General features: G+C 67.9%; 16 protein-coding genes, 1 tRNA gene and 2 pseudogenes. 12 read left to right on the top strand and 7 right to left on the bottom strand.

Annotated elements, in window-relative coordinates:
* Positions 1–19: 19 nt before the first annotated feature.
* The 3 genes and pseudogenes from SSPN_RS0111295 to SSPN_RS56620 all read left to right on the top strand — a co-directional run bounded on the left by SSPN_RS0111295 (position 20) and on the right by SSPN_RS56620 (position 2200).
* Positions 20–1225: an acyl-CoA dehydrogenase family protein gene (locus SSPN_RS0111295; protein ID WP_010694565.1), complete on the top strand. Its 1206-nt coding sequence runs from the start codon at positions 20–22 to the stop codon at positions 1223–1225.
* 443 nt (positions 1226–1668) lie between these two features.
* Positions 1669–1874 (top strand): annotated as a pseudogene (locus tag SSPN_RS63245) (IS110 family transposase); the annotation flags it as partial.
* Positions 1875–1927: 53 nt separating this feature from the next.
* A complete protein-coding gene (locus SSPN_RS56620) occupies positions 1928–2200 on the top strand; it encodes a DDE-type integrase/transposase/recombinase (protein WP_010694563.1) in 273 nt (90 codons plus the stop codon).
* 1736 nt (positions 2201–3936) lie between these two features.
* Here SSPN_RS56620 and SSPN_RS0111275 read toward each other — a convergent pair.
* Positions 3937–4013: transfer RNA gene (locus SSPN_RS0111275), tRNA-Leu, on the bottom strand.
* 157 nt (positions 4014–4170) lie between these two features.
* On the opposite strand from SSPN_RS0111275, the gene SSPN_RS0111270 reads away from it, so the two are divergent.
* Both SSPN_RS0111270 and SSPN_RS0111265 read left to right on the top strand, forming a co-directional pair.
* Positions 4171–5562: an amino acid permease gene (locus SSPN_RS0111270; protein ID WP_010694561.1), complete on the top strand. Its 1392-nt coding sequence runs from the start codon at positions 4171–4173 to the stop codon at positions 5560–5562.
* A 116-nt stretch (positions 5563–5678) separates the two neighbouring features.
* Positions 5679–6290, top strand: coding sequence for an ANTAR domain-containing response regulator (locus tag SSPN_RS0111265; protein WP_010694556.1), 612 nt, complete (start codon positions 5679–5681; stop codon positions 6288–6290).
* Positions 6291–6316: 26 nt separating this feature from the next.
* On the opposite strand, the gene SSPN_RS50790 is transcribed toward SSPN_RS0111265, so the two are convergent.
* Positions 6317–6769 (bottom strand): cupin domain-containing protein, encoded by a 453-nt coding sequence (locus SSPN_RS50790; RefSeq protein WP_083821673.1) that lies wholly within the window; start codon positions 6767–6769, stop codon positions 6317–6319.
* Between SSPN_RS50790 and SSPN_RS0111255 the strand changes: the two genes are divergently transcribed.
* Positions 6744–7193 carry a LysR substrate-binding domain-containing protein gene (locus SSPN_RS0111255; protein WP_272941759.1) on the top strand — a complete coding sequence of 150 codons (450 nt, stop codon included), beginning with the start codon at positions 6744–6746 and terminating at the stop codon, positions 7191–7193. The genes SSPN_RS50790 and SSPN_RS0111255 overlap by 26 nt on opposite strands.
* A 5-nt stretch (positions 7194–7198) precedes the next feature.
* Here SSPN_RS0111255 and SSPN_RS0111250 read toward each other — a convergent pair whose 3' ends face one another.
* Complete coding sequence (locus SSPN_RS0111250) at positions 7199–7621, bottom strand: PaaI family thioesterase (protein WP_044573801.1); 423 nt, start codon at positions 7619–7621, stop codon at positions 7199–7201.
* Positions 7622–7711: 90 nt separating this feature from the next.
* On the opposite strand from SSPN_RS0111250, the gene polA reads away from it, so the two are divergent.
* The 5 genes and pseudogenes from polA to SSPN_RS0111230 all read left to right on the top strand — a co-directional run bounded on the left by polA (position 7712) and on the right by SSPN_RS0111230 (position 13246).
* The gene (gene polA / locus SSPN_RS0111245; RefSeq protein WP_029535214.1) at positions 7712–10402 is read left to right on the top strand and encodes a DNA polymerase I; all 2691 of its coding nucleotides are present in this window, start codon (positions 7712–7714) and stop codon (positions 10400–10402) included.
* A gap of 256 nt (positions 10403–10658) precedes the next feature.
* Entirely contained in the window at positions 10659–11069 is a 411-nt protein-coding gene (locus SSPN_RS0111240) for a VOC family protein (RefSeq protein ID WP_010694547.1), read from the top strand.
* 3 nt (positions 11070–11072) lie between these two features.
* Positions 11073–11186 (top strand): annotated as a pseudogene (locus SSPN_RS62115) (MerR family DNA-binding transcriptional regulator); the annotation flags it as partial.
* A gap of 26 nt (positions 11187–11212) precedes the next feature.
* On the top strand, positions 11213–11641 hold the full coding sequence (locus SSPN_RS0111235) for a hypothetical protein (RefSeq protein WP_010694544.1): 429 nt from the start codon (positions 11213–11215) through the stop codon (positions 11639–11641).
* A 171-nt stretch (positions 11642–11812) separates the two neighbouring features.
* Positions 11813–13246, top strand: coding sequence for a hypothetical protein (locus SSPN_RS0111230; protein WP_010694542.1), 1434 nt, complete (start codon positions 11813–11815; stop codon positions 13244–13246).
* An 87-nt stretch (positions 13247–13333) separates the two neighbouring features.
* On the opposite strand, the gene SSPN_RS0111225 is transcribed toward SSPN_RS0111230, so the two are convergent.
* The 4 genes from SSPN_RS0111225 to SSPN_RS0111210 all read right to left on the bottom strand — a co-directional run bounded on the left by SSPN_RS0111225 (position 13334) and on the right by SSPN_RS0111210 (position 18002).
* Complete coding sequence (locus SSPN_RS0111225; protein WP_010694540.1) at positions 13334–15367, bottom strand: YhgE/Pip domain-containing protein; 2034 nt, start codon at positions 15365–15367, stop codon at positions 13334–13336.
* Positions 15367–16026: a P-loop NTPase family protein gene (locus SSPN_RS0111220; protein WP_010694538.1), complete on the bottom strand. Its 660-nt coding sequence runs from the start codon at positions 16024–16026 to the stop codon at positions 15367–15369. The genes SSPN_RS0111225 and SSPN_RS0111220 overlap by 1 nt, the downstream gene beginning before the upstream one ends.
* Before the next feature lie 46 nt (positions 16027–16072).
* Positions 16073–17005, bottom strand: coding sequence for a GNAT family N-acetyltransferase (locus SSPN_RS0111215; protein ID WP_010694537.1), 933 nt, complete (start codon positions 17003–17005; stop codon positions 16073–16075).
* Positions 17006–17147: 142 nt separating this feature from the next.
* Complete coding sequence (locus tag SSPN_RS0111210) at positions 17148–18002, bottom strand: class I SAM-dependent methyltransferase (protein WP_010694536.1); 855 nt, start codon at positions 18000–18002, stop codon at positions 17148–17150.
* Positions 18003–18303: 301 nt separating this feature from the next.
* Between SSPN_RS0111210 and rpsA the strand changes: the two genes are divergently transcribed.
* Complete coding sequence (rpsA, locus tag SSPN_RS0111205) at positions 18304–19803, top strand: 30S ribosomal protein S1 (protein WP_010694529.1); 1500 nt, start codon at positions 18304–18306, stop codon at positions 19801–19803.
* The last annotated feature ends 241 nt before the right edge of the window (positions 19804–20044 follow it).

Raw genomic sequence — 20044 nt, 5'->3', positions numbered from 1 at the left:
TCCACAGAAGGAGCACACGATGGACTTCGCTTTCGATGCCCGCACCAACGAGTTGCGCGCCAGCATGCTCGACCTCGTGTCCACCCACATCGAGCCAGCCGAGGCCACGTTCGACGCCCAGCTAGACGCTCGCGACGACCACTGGGAGTGGGACACGGTGCCGGTGCTCAACGAGCTCCGCGCGGAGGCCCGCGAGCGTGGGCTGTGGAACCTCTTCCTGCCGGGCGAGGAAGGAGCCGGACTGACCAACCTCCAGTACGCCCCGCTCGCCGAGATCAGTGGCCGGAGCCGTCTCGCGCCGGCGGTCCTCAACTGCGCGGCTCCCGACACCGGCAACATGGAGGTGCTGCACACCTTCGGCACCGACGAGCAGCGGAGCCTGTGGCTCGAGCCGCTCCTCGACGGCCGGATCCGCAGCGCGTTCGCGATGACCGAGCCCGAGGTCGCCTCCTCGGACGCGACCAACATCGCCACCCGGATCGTGCGCGACGGCGATACGTACGTCGTCAACGGCCACAAGTGGTGGATCACCGGCGCGATGAACCCGAACGCCCAGATCTTCATCGTCATGGGCAAGACCGACCCAGACGCCGACCGCCATCGCCAGCAGTCGATGATCCTCGTGCCGCGCGACACCCCGGGCGTGGAGGTCAGGCGCGGCATGAAGGTCTACGGGTACGACGACTACGACCACGGCGGCCACGCCGAGATCGTCTTGCACGACGTCCGGGTCCCGGTCCAGAACCTGATCGGCGAGGAGGGGATGGGCTTCGCCATCGCGCAGGCTCGCCTCGGCCCGGGCCGCATCCACCACTGCATGCGCTCCATCGGCGTCGCGGAGAAGGCCATCGAGCTGATGTGCCAGCGGGTGCAGACCCGCGTTGCCTTCGGCAAGCCGCTTGCCGAACAGGGCGTCATCCGCGACTGGATCGCCGAGTCCCGGGTCCGCATCGAGCAGCTGCGGCTCCTCGTGCTCAAGACCGCCTGGCTCATGGACACCGTGGGCAACAAGGGCGCTCACACCGAGATCCAGGCCATCAAGATCGCCACGCCCGCCACCGTGCAGTGGATCCTCGACAAGGCCATTCAAGCCCACGGTGCCGGCGGGCTGTCGCAAGACTTCCCGCTGGCGCGCGACTACGCCAGCATCCGCACGCTCCGGTTCGCCGACGGGCCCGACGAGGTGCACAAGAACGCGCTGGCCCGTGCCGAGCTGCGCGGCTAAGCCAAGCAGGTGGGGCCCCGTGGGTGACCGGGCCGGTCACCCGAGTGTCACGTCCTTTTTCGCCCGGGTCGGCCTTCATATGCACATATGCTGCGCGTTGAGCAGCCACACATCCATGACCCCTTCATAAGGTTGGTGTCGTCCGGGGTTGGATGTCCCGGATACCCAGGACTGCGGGGTGTGGCCGATGACTCCGTGCCGTTGGGTGGCTTCCTGGGCGTGGCCGCCTCGCCGTTCTGGACGCCCTGGCCGCTGATTGAAATCTGTGCGCGTGGTCGCTGTTTATGGAGCTGCAGGCGGGGTCGTCCACGGGGTTGAGCTGGGATGACGGGAGGACGGTTCTTGGGCGTGGCCGCCTCGCCGTTCTGGACGCCCTGGCCGCTGATTGAAATCCGTGCGCGTGGTCGCTGTTTATCGAGCTGCAGGCGGGGTCGTCCACGGGGTTGAGCTGGGATGACGGGAGGACGGGCCCGGAGAAGGTCCGCAAGATCGTCTGGGCAGGGATCGATGTCGGCAAGCACAGCCACCACGTGTGTGTGGCGGACGGACCGGCAAGATCGTGTTCGACCAGAAGTTCACCAACAGCCAGGCCGCGATCGAGGCGTTGATCGCCCGCGCCCGCAAGAAGGCAGGCGAGGTGGTGTGGGCGGCTTGGGTTGGTCCCGGACCCCGCGAGCGGGCGACGGCGGGTCCGCGCAGGGGTTGATCTTCACCGCAGCGTACTGGCGGCACATGTTCGTCTATCCGACGTTGCGGCAGACGCTTGATGAGGTGGTGGCCGGGTTCGAGGCCGCGTGTGTGTTCTTCGGTGGTGTGTTCGCGATTGTGGTGCCGGACAACATGAAAGCGATCGTGGATCACGCCGACGCGACCGATCCTCGGCTGAATGACGCGTTCCGCGAGTACGCCCAGGCCCGCGGGTTCGCGGTGGATCCGGCGCGGGTTCGGCATCCCCGCGGCAAGCCCAGGGTTTGAACGTCGTGTCCAATATGCGCGGTCGAATTTCTCTGCGGGAGACGACGTCCCGCCCGGCCGAGGTTTTCGACGCCGAGGAACAACCCTTGTGCTGCCGCCGCCGGCCGAGGCGTTCGTGATCCCGGCCTGCACCCGGCCGAAGGTGGCTCCGAATCGGCATGTCGAGGTCGCCAGGGCGCTCTACCCAGCGCCGGGTGACATTGTCGGTAACGAATTCTGGCTCACGCCGACGGCACGACGGTCAAGCTCTACTGGCGCGGCCAGCTGATCAGCCACTGGCACCTACCGGAGGTCGTATTCATCACTGTCTCATTCTCAGTGACCGTCTTTAGCAGCCCGGGGTAGGCCGGGCTCCCTGTATGTCCAGGGACGTCGGGATGTCCACGTCGAGAACTATGATCCGAGCGTGCACCGGGCCGTTGACGTAGCGAACATCCACGTCTTTGCGGGTCGTGCCGGTGATCGGCCGGGTAGATGAGGCAACAGGTTCCGCAGCGGTGGTTGTTCTGTGCGCTGGCTATCGGGTGCCTGGAGGAGTTCGGCGAGTCGTTAGCCGACGACGGAGATTCGAGGCATCGGTTGGCGGTCGAAGAAGGCTTTCTTGCGGCGGCGGATCAGCGGGTCCATCCAGACCAGTCGTGCTCGCCGCGTTGCATGCCGAGTTCGGTCCGGCGGTGCTGCCGACGGCGGATTGGGAGATCTGGACGTGCGATGCCACCGCTGCCGCGTAGCGGTGCCTGAGCCATGCCGCCGGATCAACCCTTGATCCGAAGATCGAGCTATTTCGGCAGGTCAATCCTGCTTTCCTGCGCGACGTCGAACGCACACTATACGGACTTTGAGTCGGCTACCTGGCGGCAACGATGCTCGCCGACAGCTCGCTGATCCGCGTCCCCATTCGCCGACACGGCTTAGCTTCTTGATCATCTGTCGGGCTGCCTTTTGTTTTGAATGATCATGGAGCGCTATTCTAGCGACTTGATCACCTAAAAATAGGGCAACGGCCCCAATCGAGTAAGATCGTTTTCTTCTCACAGAACACGACTTACAGGTGGAGCCGTTGCGTTACCAGTCTACTACGGGGCTTGTGGCTGGTAACTCACGTGAATAACGCTCATGGTCTTCTTTATGCGCCTAATCAGATCTGCTCGAAATTCATTTGGTCACTTCGGTTACGGCTTGAGTGTGGAATCCATGCGGGAGCGTCGGGTTTATGCACGCCACATGGTCATCTGCAATTATGGAACCGCCAGCTATCACCGATACATTGAAAGAATAGCGCCAGCGGCGCGGCGGCGACGACTTGCGCGAAACTCGGGTCGCTGGCAACGCAGGTACAGAAGAATCGATCGGATCATGGCCTCGTACGAGAATTCTCCCTCGTGGATGTCGGCCACGCTCGCATCTGGAGGCATATTCATTTGGGCCGTCCAGAATCTGTCTCCGGGTCCGCTATCGACCTCCGTTCTCTTCATTCCGTACTTGCTGATCCCTGTGATCGAGTTTGCTAAGTCGAGGCTGGAATAGGGAGGTATCCGTTACGAGCGGCCAGAGGATCGCGATCCTTTCGTCCGTGCTGAAAGATGAAAATGCAGTGATCGATCGACGGTGCGTCGCGATGTGGAAGCTGCGTCTATGGCGGGCTCACCGGGCCGCACCCCGCTTTGCCCGGTGGCCAGCGGCACTTCGACCCGGATTTGCAGGTCACCGGAGCCGGGGAGTGGTGTGATTGCTGCTGGTGCCCCCGGTGCGACTCGAACGCACACTGGACGGATTTTGAGTCCGCTGCCTCTGCCGATTGGGCTACGGGGGCTTGCCCGGTCAGCATACGCGACTGGTGATCAACCGCTTCCGTCAGGGGTGCGCGTCGCTTCATCGCGTGGTTTGTCCCGGTTCGGGACCTTGGTGGCGGTGATCTTCGCGCGTTAGGTTCACCACTCTGGGTGCCTGATCGAACACGAGGGGTCGTGATGGTCGACGAAACGAAGGTCGAGTCCGCTGCGGGCGGTGCCGACGACGCCGGGCTGCGGCGAAGCCTGAAGAACCGCCACCTCCAGATGATCGCGCTCGGCGGCATCATCGGCGCCAGCCTGTTCATCGGTAGCGGGGCGGTGATCTCCACCGTCGGGCCGGCGGCCGTGCTGTCGTACGCCGTCGGCGGGTTGATCGTCGTGCTCGTGATGCGGATGCTCGGCGAGATGGCGACCGCGGCGCCGACGCTCGGTTCGTTCATGGAGTACGCGCGGACCTCGTTGGGCAACTGGGCGGGGTTCACCATCGGCTGGTTGTACTGGTACTACTGGGTTGGCGTGGTCGCTTTCGAGGCTGTCGTCGGCGCCGAGTTGGTCAACCCGCTGGTGCCCGCCGTGCCGCAGTGGGTCATCTCGCTGGTGCTGATGTTGTTGCTCACCGCCACGAACCTCGTTTCAGTGCGATCGTTCGGCGAGACCGAGTTCTGGCTGGCGTCCATCAAGGTCATCACGATCGTGATCTTCCTGGTGTGCGGGACGGTTTTCGTGCTCGGGCTCTGGCCGGGCGCCGAGTTCTCGGTCGGCAACATCGCGCTCGATGGGTTCGTCGCCAACGGCGGCTTCGCCGTGCTGCACGGCGTGGTCATCGTGATCTTCTCCTACTTTGGTACGGAGATCGTGACCATCGTGTCCGCGGAGTCGGACGAGCCGGAGCGGGCGGTGGCCAAGGCGACCAAGGCGGTCGTGTGGCGGGTGCTGCTGTTCTATGTCGGTTCGGTGACCCTGCTGGTCATGATCACGCCGTGGCAGGAGATCCCCACCGAAGGCAGCTTGTACGCCGCGGCCTTCACGCGGTTCGGGTTGCCCGCCGCGGAGGTCGTGGTGAACGTGGTCGTGTTCACCGCCGTGATCTCGGTGCTCAACTCCGGGCTCTACACCGCCTCCCGGATGCTCTTCGCCTTGCAGCGGCGGGGTTTCGCGCCGAGCTGGGTGCGTGACATCAACCGCCGTGGCGTGCCGTGGAAGGCGATCCTGCTGTCCACACTGGTCGGTTACGTCGCTGTTGCGGCGAGTTACGTCTCGCCGGACACGATCTTCTACTTCATCATCAACTCCGCCGGGGCGGTCGCGCTGTTCATCTACGGGATGATCGCGCTCTCGCAGCTCCGGATGCGCCGGCGGTTGGAGCAGGAGGCGCCGGAGCGGCTGAAGTTGAAGATGTGGCTTTTCCCCTACTTGACCTGGGCCACGCTGGTCGTGATCGTCGTGGTGGTGGTCACTATGGGCGCCATCGAGGAGGTTCGTTCGCAGCTCACGCTGAGTTTGGTCAGCCTCGTTGGGATCCTGCTGATCTACGTGCTGTTCGTGCGGCGGCGGGTGGCTAAGGCTTGATCGATCCGATGTCGCAATGGTCACGTCCCGTGTTTACCTCGGTGTGAAGTCGTAGCCGGTAAGCTGCGGTTTCCGATGCAGACCGCATCGGCGGACCCGAGTTTTGGAGGATCCCGGTGACGACGCCGGCTGCCGAGGACACACGCGAGGCCAAGCCCGTCGAACGTCGCGTACTCGTGGCCGAGGACGAGGCGTTGATCAGGCTTGACCTGGTGGAGATGCTCCGCGAGGAGGGTTACCAGGTCGTCGGTGAGGCTGGGGACGGCCAGGAGGCCGTCCGGCTCGCCGAGGAGCTGCGTCCGGACCTGGTGATCCTGGACGTCAAGATGCCGAAGATGGACGGCATCGAGGCCGCCTCCAACATCGCCGGCGAGCGGATCGCGCCGGTCGTGATCCTGACGGCTTTCAGCCAGCGCGACCTCGTCGAGCGGGCGCGGGACGCGGGCGCGATGGCCTACCTGGTGAAGCCGTTCGCAAAGCGCGACCTGGTGCCGGCCATCGAACTGGCGGTGTCCCGGTTCGCCGAGGTGCAGGCGCTGGAGTCGGAGGTCGCCGACCTGACCGAGCGTCTGGAAGCGCGCAAGACCATCGAGCGGGCCAAGGGCTTGCTGATGAACAAGCACAACCTCTCCGAGCCTGAGTCGTTCCGCTGGCTGCAGCGGACCGCGATGGACCGCCGCACCACGATGAAAGCGGTTGCCCAGGCGGTGCTGGAGAACCTCTCCTAGTTCGGCCGCCCGGCGTCGGCTGCAGGTCAGCGGCCGACGCCGGCAAGCTCAACGATGACCGGCGGCGTCCCACATCGGTGAAAGTGCACGTCGTACCGGTCCTGGATCGCCTCCAGTGCCGACTCCGGTTCCTCCCCGCGAGTGATTCGCCGCAGCAGGCGGAAGAACTCGAACCGTTCGACGCCGGGCGTGATGTAGCTGACGATCTCTGCGGCGGAGTTCTCGGTCGCTGCGAACGCATGCGGCATGCCGGGCGGCACCACCACGAGACCGCCCTTGCTGGCGGTTTCGATGCGGTCGTCCAGCAGGATCTCCATTGCGCCTTCCAAGAAGCAGAACACCTCGGCGGACTTCTCGTGGATGTGCGGGTGGGAGTGTCTTCGCCCGTCGGCATGCTGATCAGGTTGGTGCCGGTGATGCCTCCGGTCGCGTTGCTGTTGGCCAGCAGCGGAACTGGATGCCGCCGTCGTGCGGGCCATGTCGTCGGCCGCCGGGCTGGGACTCCTCCCGTTCTGGACGGACCCGGTATGCGCGGTGGTTACCGCGTGGCACCCGTTGGCAGACGAGGACGTCCTGCGCCCGGCGCAGCTCGCCGAGTTGCCGCTGCGCCTCGCACCCTGCGACGCCAACCCGCCGTTCCGCGACCTGATCACCACGGTGCTGCGCGACGCGAGTCGAACCGCCGGTCGGGCCGCCGTTCACACACCTGCAGGGCACCTCGCCGACATCGCGACCGACCCCACCGCATCGTGGACCGCGTTCTACCGCGCCGGTGACCTGCCACCGTCCCAGCCCGTGGCGATCCGTCCGCTGGCGGGCGTCGAGATCACCACGTCGCTGGTGGTGCCGCCGGGCCCGGCGGGGCCCGCGTTAGGGCTGTTGCTGGACAGCTTCCGTGGGTGACGGAGTCACTGCCCCGGGGGCTGGTCGCGCAGGACGCAGGTCAGCCGCGCCGTGCAGGTGCGCCGATCGTTCTCGTCCGTGATCACGATGTCGAAGGTGGCCGTCGAGTGGCCCCGGTGCACGGGCGTCGCGACGCCGGTGACCACACCCTCGGTGGCCGCGCGGTGGTGGGTGCAGGTCAGCTCCAGCCCGACCGCGACCCTCTCCGCGCCCGCGTGCAGGGCGGCGGCGATGGAGCCGAGCGTCTCGGCCAGCACCGCGTTCGCGCCGCCGTGCAGCAGACCGTAGGGCTGGCGGTTGCCCGCGACCGGCATCGTGGCGACCACCCGATCGGGGTCCCATTCGACGATTTCGATGCCCATCCGCTCGGTGAGCTGCTCACCGGCGTCGCTCATCACCGAGCTCAACCGATCGTTGTCGCTGGTCATCGCCTCACCGCCGTTGAGCGAAGTCACGCCGGGCCCTCCCATCGCCTCGGGTACAAGCTGTCGGAGCTTCAGCCTAGACTCGCCGCCGTGATGCATTCCGAGGACCGACGCCTGCTGCTCATCGACGGCCACTCGATGGCCTACCGCGCCTTCTACGCCCTGCCGAAGGAGAACTTCCAGACCGGCACGGGCCAGCACACCAACGCGGTCTACGGCTTCACCTCGATGCTGATCAACCTGCTCCGCGACGAGCAGCCCACGCACCTCGCGGTTGCTTTCGACGTCTCCCGCAAGACCTTCCGCAGCGAGGCCTTCACCGGGTACAAGGCCAACCGCAGCGCCACGCCGGACGAGTTCCGCGGCCAGGTCAGCCTGATCCAGGACGTCCTCGGCGCGCTGAACATCCCGGTGCTGAGCAAGGAGAACTACGAGGCCGACGACGTCATCGCGACGCTGACCACGCAGGCCACCGCGGCGGACTTCAAGGTCTCGATCTGCACCGGTGACCGGGATGCGCTGCAGCTGGTCACCGACGATGTCACGGTGCTGTACCCGACGAAGGGCGTTTCGGAGCTCACCCGCTTCACGCCGCAGGCCGTCGAGGACAAGTACGGCCTGACGCCGCAGCAGTACCCGGACTTCGCCGCGCTGCGCGGCGACCCGTCGGACAACCTGCCGAAGATCCCGGGGGTGGGAGAGAAGACCGTCACCAAGTGGATCCAGCAGTTCGGTTCGCTGGCCGATCTGGTGGACCGGGTCGACGAGGTCAAGGGCAAGGCCGGTGAGTCCCTGCGCGAGCACCTGTCGTCGGTGCTGCTCAACCGGCAGTTGACCGAGCTGGTCCGCGACATCCCGTTGGAGTCGGCGCCGGCCGAGCTGGCGGTGCGGACCTGGGACCGCGACGCGGTGCACCGGCTGTTCGACGACCTGGAGTTCCGGGTGCTGCGCGACCGGCTGTTCGCGACGCTGTCCAGCGCCGAGCCGGAGGTCGAGGAGGGATTCGAGATCTCCGGCGGCGTCGTGCAGCCCGGTCAGCTGGCGGGGTGGCTGGACAAGCACGCCCGCAACGGCAACCGGGTGGGGCTGGCCTTCATCGGGCGGTGGGCCCGGGGGCACGGCGACCTGGCCGGTATCGCGCTGGCCACCGCCGACGGCAACGGGGCGTTCGTGGACGTCACGGTCCTGACCCCGGAGGACGAGCAGGCGCTGGCGGCCTGGCTGGCGGACCCTGCGACGACGAAGGCCGCGCATGACGTCAAGGGGCCGTTGCACGCCATCCGCGACCGCGGCTGGACGGTGGCGGGCCTGACCAGCGACACCGCACTGGCGGCCTACCTGGTGCGGCCCGGGCAGCGGTCCTTCGAGCTGCCGGACCTCGTGGTCCGCTACCTGCAGCGCGAGCTGCGCGCGGAGCAAGGCGACGACGACGGGCAGCTGTCGCTGTTGGAGGACGAGGCGGAGACCAAGGAGAAGGCCGCCTCGACCGAGCTGGTGAAGGCGCGTGCGGTGGCCGAGCTCGCCGACGCGCTGGACGTGGAGCTGGACCGCATCGACAGCCGCGGGCTGCTCACCGATCTGGAGCTGCCGCTGCTGGTGGTGCTCAGCGAGCTGGAGGGCGCGGGCATCGCGGTCGACTCGGAGCAGCTGGCCGAGCTGGGTGCGCGCTTCGCGGCCCGGGTCAAGCAGGCCGCGCAGGACGCCTACGGCGTGATCGGCAAGGAGATCAACCTCGGCTCGCCGAAGCAGCTGCAGGTGGTGCTCTTCGACGAGCTGGACATGCCGAAGACCAAGCGCACCAAGACCGGTTACACCACCGATGCCGAGGCGCTGCAGACGCTGTTCGAGAAGACCGAGCACCCGTTCCTGCAGCACCTGCTGGAGCACCGCGACGCGACCCGACTGAAGACCACTGTGGACGGTCTGGTGAAGTCCATTTCGGACGACGGGCGGATCCACACCACGCTGAACCAGACCATCGCGGCGACCGGCCGGTTGTCCTCGACGGACCCGAACCTGCAGAACATCCCGATCCGCACCGAGGAGGGCCGCCGGATCCGGGAGGTCTTCGTCGTCGGCGACGGTTACGCGGAGCTGATGACCGCCGACTACAGCCAGATCGAGATGCGCATCATGGCGCACCTCTCCGGCGACGAGGGGCTCATCGAGGCCTTCCGCACCGGCGAGGACCTGCACAACTACGTCGCCTCCCGGGCGTTCGGGGTGCCGATCGGCGAGGTCGACCAGGAGCTGCGTCGCCGGGTCAAGGCGATGTCCTACGGGCTGGCCTACGGCCTGTCGGCCTACGGGTTGGCGCAGCAGCTGCGGATCTCCGCCGAGGACGCGAAGGCGCAGATGGACGCCTACTTCGCCCGTTTCGGCCGCGTCCGCGACTACCTGCGGGAGGTCGTGGACCAGGCGCGCAAGGACGGCTACACCTCGACGATCCTGGGACGCCGCCGCTACCTGCCGGACCTGACCAGTGACAACAGGCAGCGGCGGGAGATGGCGGAGCGGATGGCGCTCAACGCGCCGATCCAGGGCAGCGCGGCCGACATCATCAAGGTCGCGATGCTGGGCGTGCACCGGGCGTTGCGGGACAACGGCATGCGGTCGCGGATGCTGCTGCAGGTGCACGACGAACTGATCATCGAGGTCGCCGCCGACGAGCGGGCCGAGGTGGAGAAGCTGGTGCGCGAGCAGATGGGTTCGGCCTACCAGCTGGACGTGCCGCTGGAGGTCTCCGTCGGCGTCGGCCGCTCCTGGGACACCGCCGCGCACTGAGGTCCGCCGAATTCAGCGGGAACCGCTGAAATCTCGTTGCGGGGCCGTCACGAAGTGGTCACTCACCGGAGTCGGGTCGGTGCAACCATTTTCAATGGTCGACATCACCGTCGGGTGACCCCACCCGAACGGGCGATGGATCGGTGCCTATAACCTGCCGTACGCGTTGCCGGGCCCGGACGCGTGCGTGCGGGCGCGACAACGGTAGGGCGCGGACACCCCCGAATCCGCCTCCGCGCCAACCCGGAGGAGGAGCATGATCAGCATCGACAGAGTGGACCACCTGGTCCTCACCGTGGCCGATGTCGATCGGGCAGTGGAGTTCTACGAGCAGATCCTCGGCATGACGCCGGTGGCGTTCCCCGGCGAGCGGCGAGCGGTGAGCTTCGGTCGGCAGACGATCAAGCTCCACGCGGCCAGCGAACTGGTGGAGCCGACCGCGACTCACCCGGTGCCCGGTTCGGCCAACCTGTGCTTCGTCACGGCCAACGCGCTCTCCGAGGTCCAGGAGCACCTGCGCGCCAACGAGGTGCGCATCGAGGAAGGCCCGGTCAGCCGGATCGGCGCGGAGGGCCCGATCACCTCGCTGTACCTGCGCGACCCGGACGGCAACCTGATCGAGATCGCCCGCTACGACGATCCCGTCGAGGGGGCTCCCGCCGATTAGCGGATTGGACTCTGCCCCTGGGGCAAGGTCCAGACTGGATCCATCCTCGGCATTGGGGATTTCGCGCAGCTGACCGGCCTGAGTGCGAGGGCGCTGCGGATCTACGACAAGCAGGGTCTGCTGAAGCCGGTCACGGTGGCGCCGTGGTCGAACTACCGGCGCTACTCGGTGAGCCAGCCGCGTTGTGGCAGGCGTTGGCGGCGGCGGACAACGCGCCGATCGGGCCGTTCTGGTCGTCGATGCGGGCGGGGTCCACTGACGACGAGGCCGAGGTGCTGTGCTGCTGGCCGGTCGCCCGGGCGGTGCCGGAGGCCTGGGCGATTCCCGGGTGGACTGTCGAGCGAGGGGAAGTTCGGGCAGGTTTGGAGCTCGTGGTGGGCTGGCGGCACGATGAAGACGTCCCGGTCATCGACTCGGCTGTGCACCCGGCCGTTCGCGTGCTGCTGGCCGAAGCGCAGCGGCGCGGGGCCGACCTGAACCTCGTGTCGATGCGCCAGATCGGGCGGCTCGACGAGACCGGCAATGCGATCGGGATGGAGGTCGCCGTCCCGCTGCAGCCGGCCGCGACGTGAGCACACCGGGGCCGTGAGTGCCCCGAACAACGCGAGGGGACGTCAGGTTCTTGTCGCTCTGTGCACCCGGGAGCTTCGCATGCGTATTCGCTCATTCGTGTTTTGCACCTGAGTACTACGGTTCCGCTCATTGGGGACTATTCCGTGCTGGTGGCATGGGGTGAGGGAACTGTGAAGGTGGATTTGGCCGCCTCGGAGTTCACGAAGGACACGGTTGAGCTCCTCCAGGGGCAGATAGTTGATGTGCTCAGGTGCCCGGTGGACCTGGGCGATGAGCGGCAGTGGTTGGCGTGGCTGACCGACGAGACGGGCCGGGCGGGGCGGGGTCGGGACAAGTTGGCCACCGCGCTGATCGCGCACTGCCGCGCGAAGGAGGTCGAGCCGCCGACGCCGAACCTGGCCCGGCAGGTGGCGAGTCGCGCGCTGCAGGACTTCGAAATGCTGCTCTGCCACAGCATCGCGGATCGAATCGGTGATTCGGCGGACCAGTTGGAAACCTTGCTCGCGGACTCGGATGAGCGCCAGGAATGGTCGCTCGCCGAACTGCGCTCCGAGGTGGGTTCGATGAACCTGAAGAAATTGCTCCTGGAGATCGAAAGCCTCATGTCGCTGCAGGCGTTGGGGTTGCCGACCGACCTGCTGGTCAAGTTGGAGGAGAGCAACGCCGAGCACATCTGGCTGGGCGCGCTCCTCAAGGAGGTCGGCAAGCAAACCGCGGTGCAGGCCTTGCACCTGCCGTCCGATCTCTTCGACGACGTTCCGGCGGAACTCGTGGAGGCGTGGTGCGCACGGGTGGCCAGCGCGGGTTCGGAGGAGCTCAGGGCGCATCCACGAGCGGTCCGCGTGACCCTGTTGAGCGCGCTGTGCTCGGTGCGGCGCAAGGAGATCACCGATCTGCTCGGCCGGGTGCTGGTCGGCCTGCTGCACCAGATCCGGGCGCGGGCGGAGCACCGGCTCGGCCAGGAGGCCGCCGACGCCGCGTGGCCGAGGCAGGCGCGGGACATGCTCTTGCTCGAACTGGCCCGGGCCGCCCTGGATCGTCCCGACGACACAGTGCGGACAGTGCTGTACCCGATCGCCAGCGAGCAGGAGCTAAGGAAGCTGACGCGCGACAGCGAAGCCCGCGACGCCGTGCGAGCCCGGCGCAAGCGAACGGTGCTCCGCGGCACGTACTCCGCTTACTACCAGCAGATCATCAAGCTCCTGCTGGCGGGCCTGGAGTTCCGCTGCCGGGACCTGGGCTGCTGGCCGGTCATGGCGGCGCTCGGTGAGCTGGTCAGCGACTACACCACGTGCTGGGGGAGTGGCCGGTTCTACGACTTCGACCAGAACATCCCGCTGGACGACGTGGTGCCGCCGGAGTGGCAGGACGCAGTCGTGGACAAGGAGGGGCGCATCGAACGCGTCGTCTACGAGCTGTGCGTGCTGCTGTCGCTGCGGGATCTGCTCTGTTCCCGGCGGATCTTCCTCGCCGGGGCCGGCCAGTGGGGAAAGCCCGGAGTGGACCGCCCGACGGGCGGTGCGACCGCGCGTGTCGAGTCTGGGGGACGACCCCACGCGCTGTCGCACCGCCGCACCGGCGAAATCCTCACCTGGCCCAGCTAGGTCAGGCCCCCGCAGCACTCGGTTCTGAACCTTCGTCCTCGCAGCAAGGGCCACCCGCACCGCCACGTGGAGTCTGGCGACAAGCGCTTAGAGGGACAGTTCGGGCCTTAGACGCGTAGGGGTCCAGACCCGCTGCCGCCAGGCCGCGATCGTGCTCAGCAGCAGCGACGCGACCAGGTAGCAGAGCAGGACCGCGGCCGCGTTCGACGCCGCCTCCAGGCCCAATCCGCCATAGAGCAGGTTGCGCAGGCCGCTGACGACGTAGCCCAGCGGCAGCACCTGGTGCAGCGGGTGCAGCGGCTCCGGGATCGTCTGCCACGGGAACGTGCCGCCCGCGGTGACCAGCTGCAGCACCAGGATGACCAGCGCGATGAACTTGCCCTTCGGCCCGAACGCGGCGTTGAGCGCGTGGACCACGGCGGTGAAGGCGAACGACGTCAGGATCAGGAACGCGAGCGTCCACCAGGTGTGCGCCGGATGCACGCCCACCCCGAAGACCACGACGAGGTACAGCAGCACGGCCTGCGCGAAGCCGACGATCGCCGCGGGCAACCAACCGCCGAGCGCGACGCGCCACGGCGCGACCCCGGCCGCGAGCGCGCGGCTGGACAGCGGGCGCATCAGCAGCATCAGCAGGAACAGCACGAACCCGCCGATCCACAGCGCCAGCCCCATGAAGAACGGCGCCAGCCCGGCCCCGTAGGTGTCGGCCTTGACCAGGGCGTTGGTATCGATGGCGACCGGGTCGCCGATGGTGTCCGCAGTGGCGTTGCGGGTCTGCTCGTCGGGGTTCGGGATGTCGTTGACGCCCTCGCCCAGCTCCGTGGCGAGGGTGTTCGACCCGTCCGCGAGCTCGCCGGAACCGTCGGAGAGCTGCCGGGTGCCGCCGGCGAGCTGGTCGGCGCCGTCGCGGAGCTGCTTGGTGCCGGCCAGCGCCTGCCGCTCGCCGTCGCGGAGCTGCTGCGCGCCGTCGTCGACCTGGCGGGAGCCGTCGGCGAGCCGGCCGATGCCGCTGGTCATGCCGGGCATCGCGTTCGCCAGCTTGCGGTTGCCGTCGGCGACCTGGCGGGAGCCGTCGGCGAGCGTCCGCAGCTGGCCGAGCTGCGACTGCACCTTGCCGTTGGCGTCGGTGATGGGCTTGTTGAGCTCGTCGATGCCGTCGACGAGCTTCTTGACCTGGGCCTCGTCGACGCCCCTCTCGCGGAGCTGGCCGGCGATCTTCTTCTTCGTCGTGGCGAGGTTGTCCACGACCTCCTGCGAGAGCCCGCCGAGGGTTTCCGCCTTGGACGCGAGCAGCTCGTTGCCGGCCGCGACCTGCTCGGCGCCGTCGGCGAGCTCCGCGGTCTGCTCCGGCAGCGGAGCGGTCTGCCGTTGCAGTTCGCCGAGCCCGCCGCGCAGCTGATCGGTGCCGTCGCTGAGCCGCGCGGCGCCGTCGGCGAGCCTGGCCTGGCCGTCGACCAGCTGGTGGGCGCCGGTGGCCAACTGGTCGGTGCCCTGCTTGGCCTGGCCGAGCCCGTCGCGCAGCCGTCCCGCACCGTCGGCGAGCTGGCCCGCGCCGTCGGCTGCTTCGAGTGTCTTGTCGTGGACGGCGCTGAACCCGAGCAGGAACTGGTTGGCCGCCTCGGCCCCGGAGCTGGCGGCCACTCCCTTGCGCACCTCGGAAGCCACCTTGTCAGCGATGGTGCCGACGAGGTAGTTGTTGGCGTCGTTGGTGATCAGCCGCAGCTTCGCCTGCCGCGGCTCGAAGTCGGCGGGGGAGAGCAACGCCGCGGAGAAGTCCTTCGGCACCACCAGTGCGAACGTGTAGCGGCCGCTGGCCACGCCGTCCTGGGCCTGCTGCTCGTCGGTGCGGGTCCAGTCGAAGGTGGCGGAATCCAGCAGCTCCTGGTAGACGTCCTGCCCGGCGTCCAGCCGGGTGCCGTCCTCGCGCTGCCCGCCCTCGTCGGCGATGACCACGGCCGCGGGCACCGAGCCGAGCTTGCCGTAGGGATCCCAGTTCGCGTAGAGGTACATCGCGCCGTACAGCAGCGGCACCAGGGTGACCGCGAGCAGCGCGAGCCTGGGCAGTTTGCCCGAAGTCAGGCGGCGCAGCTCCGTGGCCGCGAGCCGGAAACTAGTCATCACAGACCTTCAGCAGAGTCCGAAGTGGATGGTTCGGCGTTGTCCGCGCCGACCTTCGCGGGCGAAACGCCGAGCTTGTCGGCGGAGTGCGGGGCGCAGAGCGCGATCACGGCTAGGCCGCGCTCGGCGTGGCGGGTGGCGATGGAGTACCAGCCGGTGGGATCGCCACCGTGGCGGTCGGGGCAGTCCAGCACCAGGGCTTTGACTGCGCGCGCCTCGCAGGCGAGTTCGGTAAGCAGCCGGGTGCGCTCGAACCCGGCGAGGTTCTCGAAGCGCTTTTCGCTCGCCCCCTCGGGCAGCCAGTCCCGGGCCGACAGCCAGTCGCGGACGCGACGGCGGCCGGATCGACGGCCAGCCAGGGTCAGGCCTTCGGCGACGACGTCGCGCACCACCAGTGCGCCGTCGGGTTCGGTTATGTCCGGCGCGTCGACGACCGCGACGCTGCGCCGCAGCGCGGTCGCGTCGATCGTGCCGTTAAGGCGCACGCTGCCGCGAGTGGGTCGCAGCCGGCCGGAAAGCGCCAGCGCCAGCGCGGTGCGGCCGGAGTTCGGGTCGCCCGCCGCGAGCAGGACCTGGCCGGTCCGCACTCGAAGCGAAGTGGGCGTCAGCAGCGGCCCGTGCGCTCCGATCACCTCGACGCCGGTGGCGACGATTTCCACGCCGAACTCCTCGACTCTCACGGCCGTGCGCTGGCCGCGGCGAGCGTCAGCGCAGCGCGGTGGCCGGGCGCACCTCCCACATCGTCCACAGCGGCCGGTAGCCCTGACGGGGCCAGAACACCGAGGACAACGGGTTGGGCGGGTTGTAGTACAGGAAGCTGCCGACGGCTCCGGCGCGCGCGAACTCGTTGTGCGCCGTTGCCATCAGCTGTTGGCCGACGCCGGTTCCGCGGAGCTTCTCCTGCACCGACACGCAGTTGACGTACGCCCATGTGCCGGACCGGAGCCGGTAGCTGCCGGGCGACTTGGCGGTGTCCACCCAGCCGCACTCCGCTACCGCGACCGGCGTTCCGTCCTGCTCCGCCAGCCACACGGGATCGCTGGAGTGCAGGCGCACGTGCGCAGCGGTCCGCTTCAGCTGCGGAGCATCGGGTCGGTACGCGGATGTGCCGACCAGGGCGGCGTATTCGAGCTCGGAAAGCGTGAGTTCGACGACGGCGTCCAGATCGGCCGGTCCGGCGCGACGTATCTTTACGGTACCAGATGGTCTCGTATATGCAACCGGCGCCGGCGGGCGCACGGACAAGCAGGACAGCGGGACGAAGCCGTGATCCAGCAACGCCCTGGTAGCGGCGACGTCCCGGCTCGGCCACACGACCATGCAGGACGAGTTCGGACCGGGTGAGGCGTGCGCCGCCAGCCACTCGCGCCAGGTCCCCAGCAGCGCGTCCATGCCCGCCTGCGGCTGCTCGCCGACGATCGGGAAGAGCTCGAACACCTCACCGGCCTGCCAGAGGCTCTGCACCGACCCCGGCGGATTGGAGTTGCGCGCGACGAGCCCGGCCGCCGTGCCGCCGTCGGCGGTCCGGGCCACGATCGCCTTGCCGTCGGACGGCAGGTGGTGGGTGTCCGGCAGTTGCGGGTCCAGCGCGGCGAACCGCGCGAACTGAGCCCGCATCAACTCCTGTGCACTCGCCACGACTTCTCCTCGGAAGCTGCCTTGACCGTAGGTCTGGTTCTTTGTCCTGAAGTGCGCTTGGCCGACCCTGGCGGCTCGCGCCGCCGTGGGTTCCCGGAGGTTGTCTGATGAGGACGGCCCCAGTGTGGTGAATCGGCGTCTATCAGTTGTGGCAGACGAAGATCGCGGTGCCGGGGAAGAGACGTCCACGCAGCGGGCTCCACTGCCCCCACGTCTGAGTGTGCCCCTCCGGCCACTCCGGTTCGATGAGATCGACCAGGTGCAACCCGGCGGCGGCCAACTGGCGGACGTAGTCGCCGAGCGTGCGGTGGTGCTCCACGTAGGTGGCCCGGCCGTCGGCGTCGATCTCCACGTATGGGGTGTGGTCGAAGTAGGAGTGGGTCGCGGTCAGCCCGGTCGGCCCCGGATCGTCGGGGAAGACCCACCGCATCGGGTGCGTCACCGCGAAAACCCACCGGCCGCCCGGCCGCAGCACCCGCGCGACCTCCCGGAACACCGCTCCTGCATCGGCCACGAACGGCACGCCGCCGAACGCCGAGCAGGCCAGGTCGAAGGAATCGTCGGCGAACGGCAGGCAGTCCGCGCTGGCCTGCACCAGCGGCACCGCGGTCCCGCTGCGCTCACCGCCCGCGACGGCGTGGCGCAACATCCCGGCCGAGATGTCCAGTCCGACCGGATGCGCGCCCTGGTCGGCCAGCCACCGCGAACACGAGGCCGCGCCGCAGCCGACCTCCAGCACCCGCTTGCCCCGGACGTCGCCGAGCAGCCCGGTGTCCTGCTCGCGCAGCCGCTCCGGGCACCACATGAAATCGCTGTCGCCGAGGAACGCGCCGTGTTCGGCTTGGTAGTCGTCGGCGTCGGCGTCCCACCACAACCGGCTCGCGCCCCGGGATTCCGCCGCGTCGACAGTGCGTTTGCTCACACCGACCGTGCCCAACAAGTGCTCCGCGGAGATACGCTGGAGCCCGTCGTTCTCCGGTTCGTCGGCTCGTGTCAAGGATTCCCCCCGCCGATAGTGGGTATTGCTCGAACGTGATGCATTGTCGTCGCCCGGAGCCGACAGGTCGTCCAGGCGTACCGCAGTTTGCCCGGCGATCGAGAAAGCGCGTACGATACCGCCCGCGCCGTGGGTCTTCTGTCGGCGGCTCTTCCCTGCCGGGTCGCACCGGCCGCGGAGGTCTGCCGGAGAAGCGGAACTGCCTGGTCCAGCAAGTCAGCTGGCCTTGGCCGGACACCCCGGGGCGCGGCAACAAGGCAGATCCAGCGACCAAACTATCCGCACCGGAGCAACCCACCTGATGTCCACCGACACCACCACCGTCCCGACTGCAGCCGCCACCAAGCCGCAGGTCGCAGTGAACGACGTCGGGACGGAGGAGGACTTCCTCGCCGCCGTCGACCAGACCATCAAGTACTTCAACGATGGGGACATTGTTGAGGGCACCATCGTCAAGGTCGATCGCGACGAGGTGCTGCTTGACATCGGCTACAAGACCGAGGGCGTCATCCCCTCCCGCGAACTGTCGATCAAGCACGACGTCGACCCCGCCGAGGTCGTCACCGTCGGCGACTTCGTCGAGGCGCTTGTTCTCCAGAAGGAGGACAAGGAAGGCCGGCTGATCCTCTCCAAGAAGCGCGCCCAGTACGAGCGCGCCTGGGGCACCATCGAGGAGCTCAAGGAGAAGGACGAGCCCGTGCGCGGCACCGTCATCGAGGTCGTCAAGGGCGGCCTCATCCTCGACATCGGGCTGCGCGGCTTCCTGCCGGCCTCCCTGGTCGAGATGCGCCGCGTCCGTGACCTGCAGCCCTACGTGGGCCGCGAACTCGAGGCCAAGATCATCGAGCTGGACAAGAACCGCAACAACGTGGTCCTGTCCCGCCGCGCTTGGCTGGAGCAGACCCAGTCCGAGGTCCGCAGCGAGTTCCTCAACCAGCTGCAGAAGGGCCAGGTCCGCAAGGGCGTCGTTTCCTCCATCGTCAACTTCGGTGCGTTCGTCGACCTCGGTGGCGTTGACGGTCTGGTGCACGTCTCGGAGCTGTCCTGGAAGCACATCGACCACCCGAGCGAGGTCGTCGAGGTCGGCCAGGAAGTCACCGTCGAGGTCCTCGACGTGGACATGGACCGCGAGCGCGTTTCGCTGTCGCTGAAGGCCACCCAGGAAGACCCGTGGCGCCAGTTCGCCCGCACTCACGCGATCGGCCAGATCGTGCCGGGCAAGGTCACCAAGCTGGTTCCGTTCGGTGCGTTCGTCCGCGTCGATGAGGGCATCGAGGGCCTGGTGCACATCTCCGAGCTGGCCGAGCGCCACGTGGAGATCCCGGAGCAGGTCGTCCAGGTTGGCGACGAGGTGATGATCAAGGTCATCGACATCGACCTGGAGCGTCGCCGGATCTCGCTGTCGCTGAAGCAGGCCAACGAGGGCTTCAGCCCGGACTCGGAGTTCGACCCCACCCAGTACGGGATGGCCGCCGAGTACGACAACGAGGGCAACTACATCTACCCCGAGGGCTTCGACCCGGAGACCCAGGAGTGGACCGAGGGCTACGACAAGCAGCGTGAGGAGTGGGAGCGGCAGTACGCCGAGGCCCACACGCGCTTCGAGAAGCACATCACCCAGATCACCAAGGCCCGCCAGGCCGACGCGGAGGCCGCTGCGGCCGCCGCGGCCGGTGGCAGCGAGGAGCCCGCCAGCGGCGGCAACTACTCGTCGGGTTCGAGCGAGGAGCAGGACAGCGGCTCGCTGGCCAGCGACGCGCAGCTGGCGGCGCTGCGGGAGAAGCTCTCCGGCGGTGCGTGAGTCTGACGCCTAACGGCTGAGGCACCACGGCCCCGCACCTCTTCCGAGGTGCGGGGCCGTTCTCCGTTGGCGTTGGGGTGGTCCCGCTCGTGCCGCTGAAGCGCGGAGCCCCTTAACGCACCCTGCGGGGGCGGGACACCCGAACTCTCCAGGGCATAGCCCGTGCTGGGTGTGAGGTGAACGGACAGTGATGATGTGTGTAGTGACGCCGCTGGTGGGTCTGACCCTCGAACGGACTGAC

Origin of the sequence: Saccharopolyspora spinosa NRRL 18395 (assembly GCF_000194155.1) — a bacterium.
Classification (GTDB): domain Bacteria; phylum Actinomycetota; class Actinomycetes; order Mycobacteriales; family Pseudonocardiaceae; genus Saccharopolyspora; species Saccharopolyspora spinosa.
Note: the sequence above shows the minus strand (reverse complement) of the source record. Positions and strands in the feature narration are given on the sequence as shown.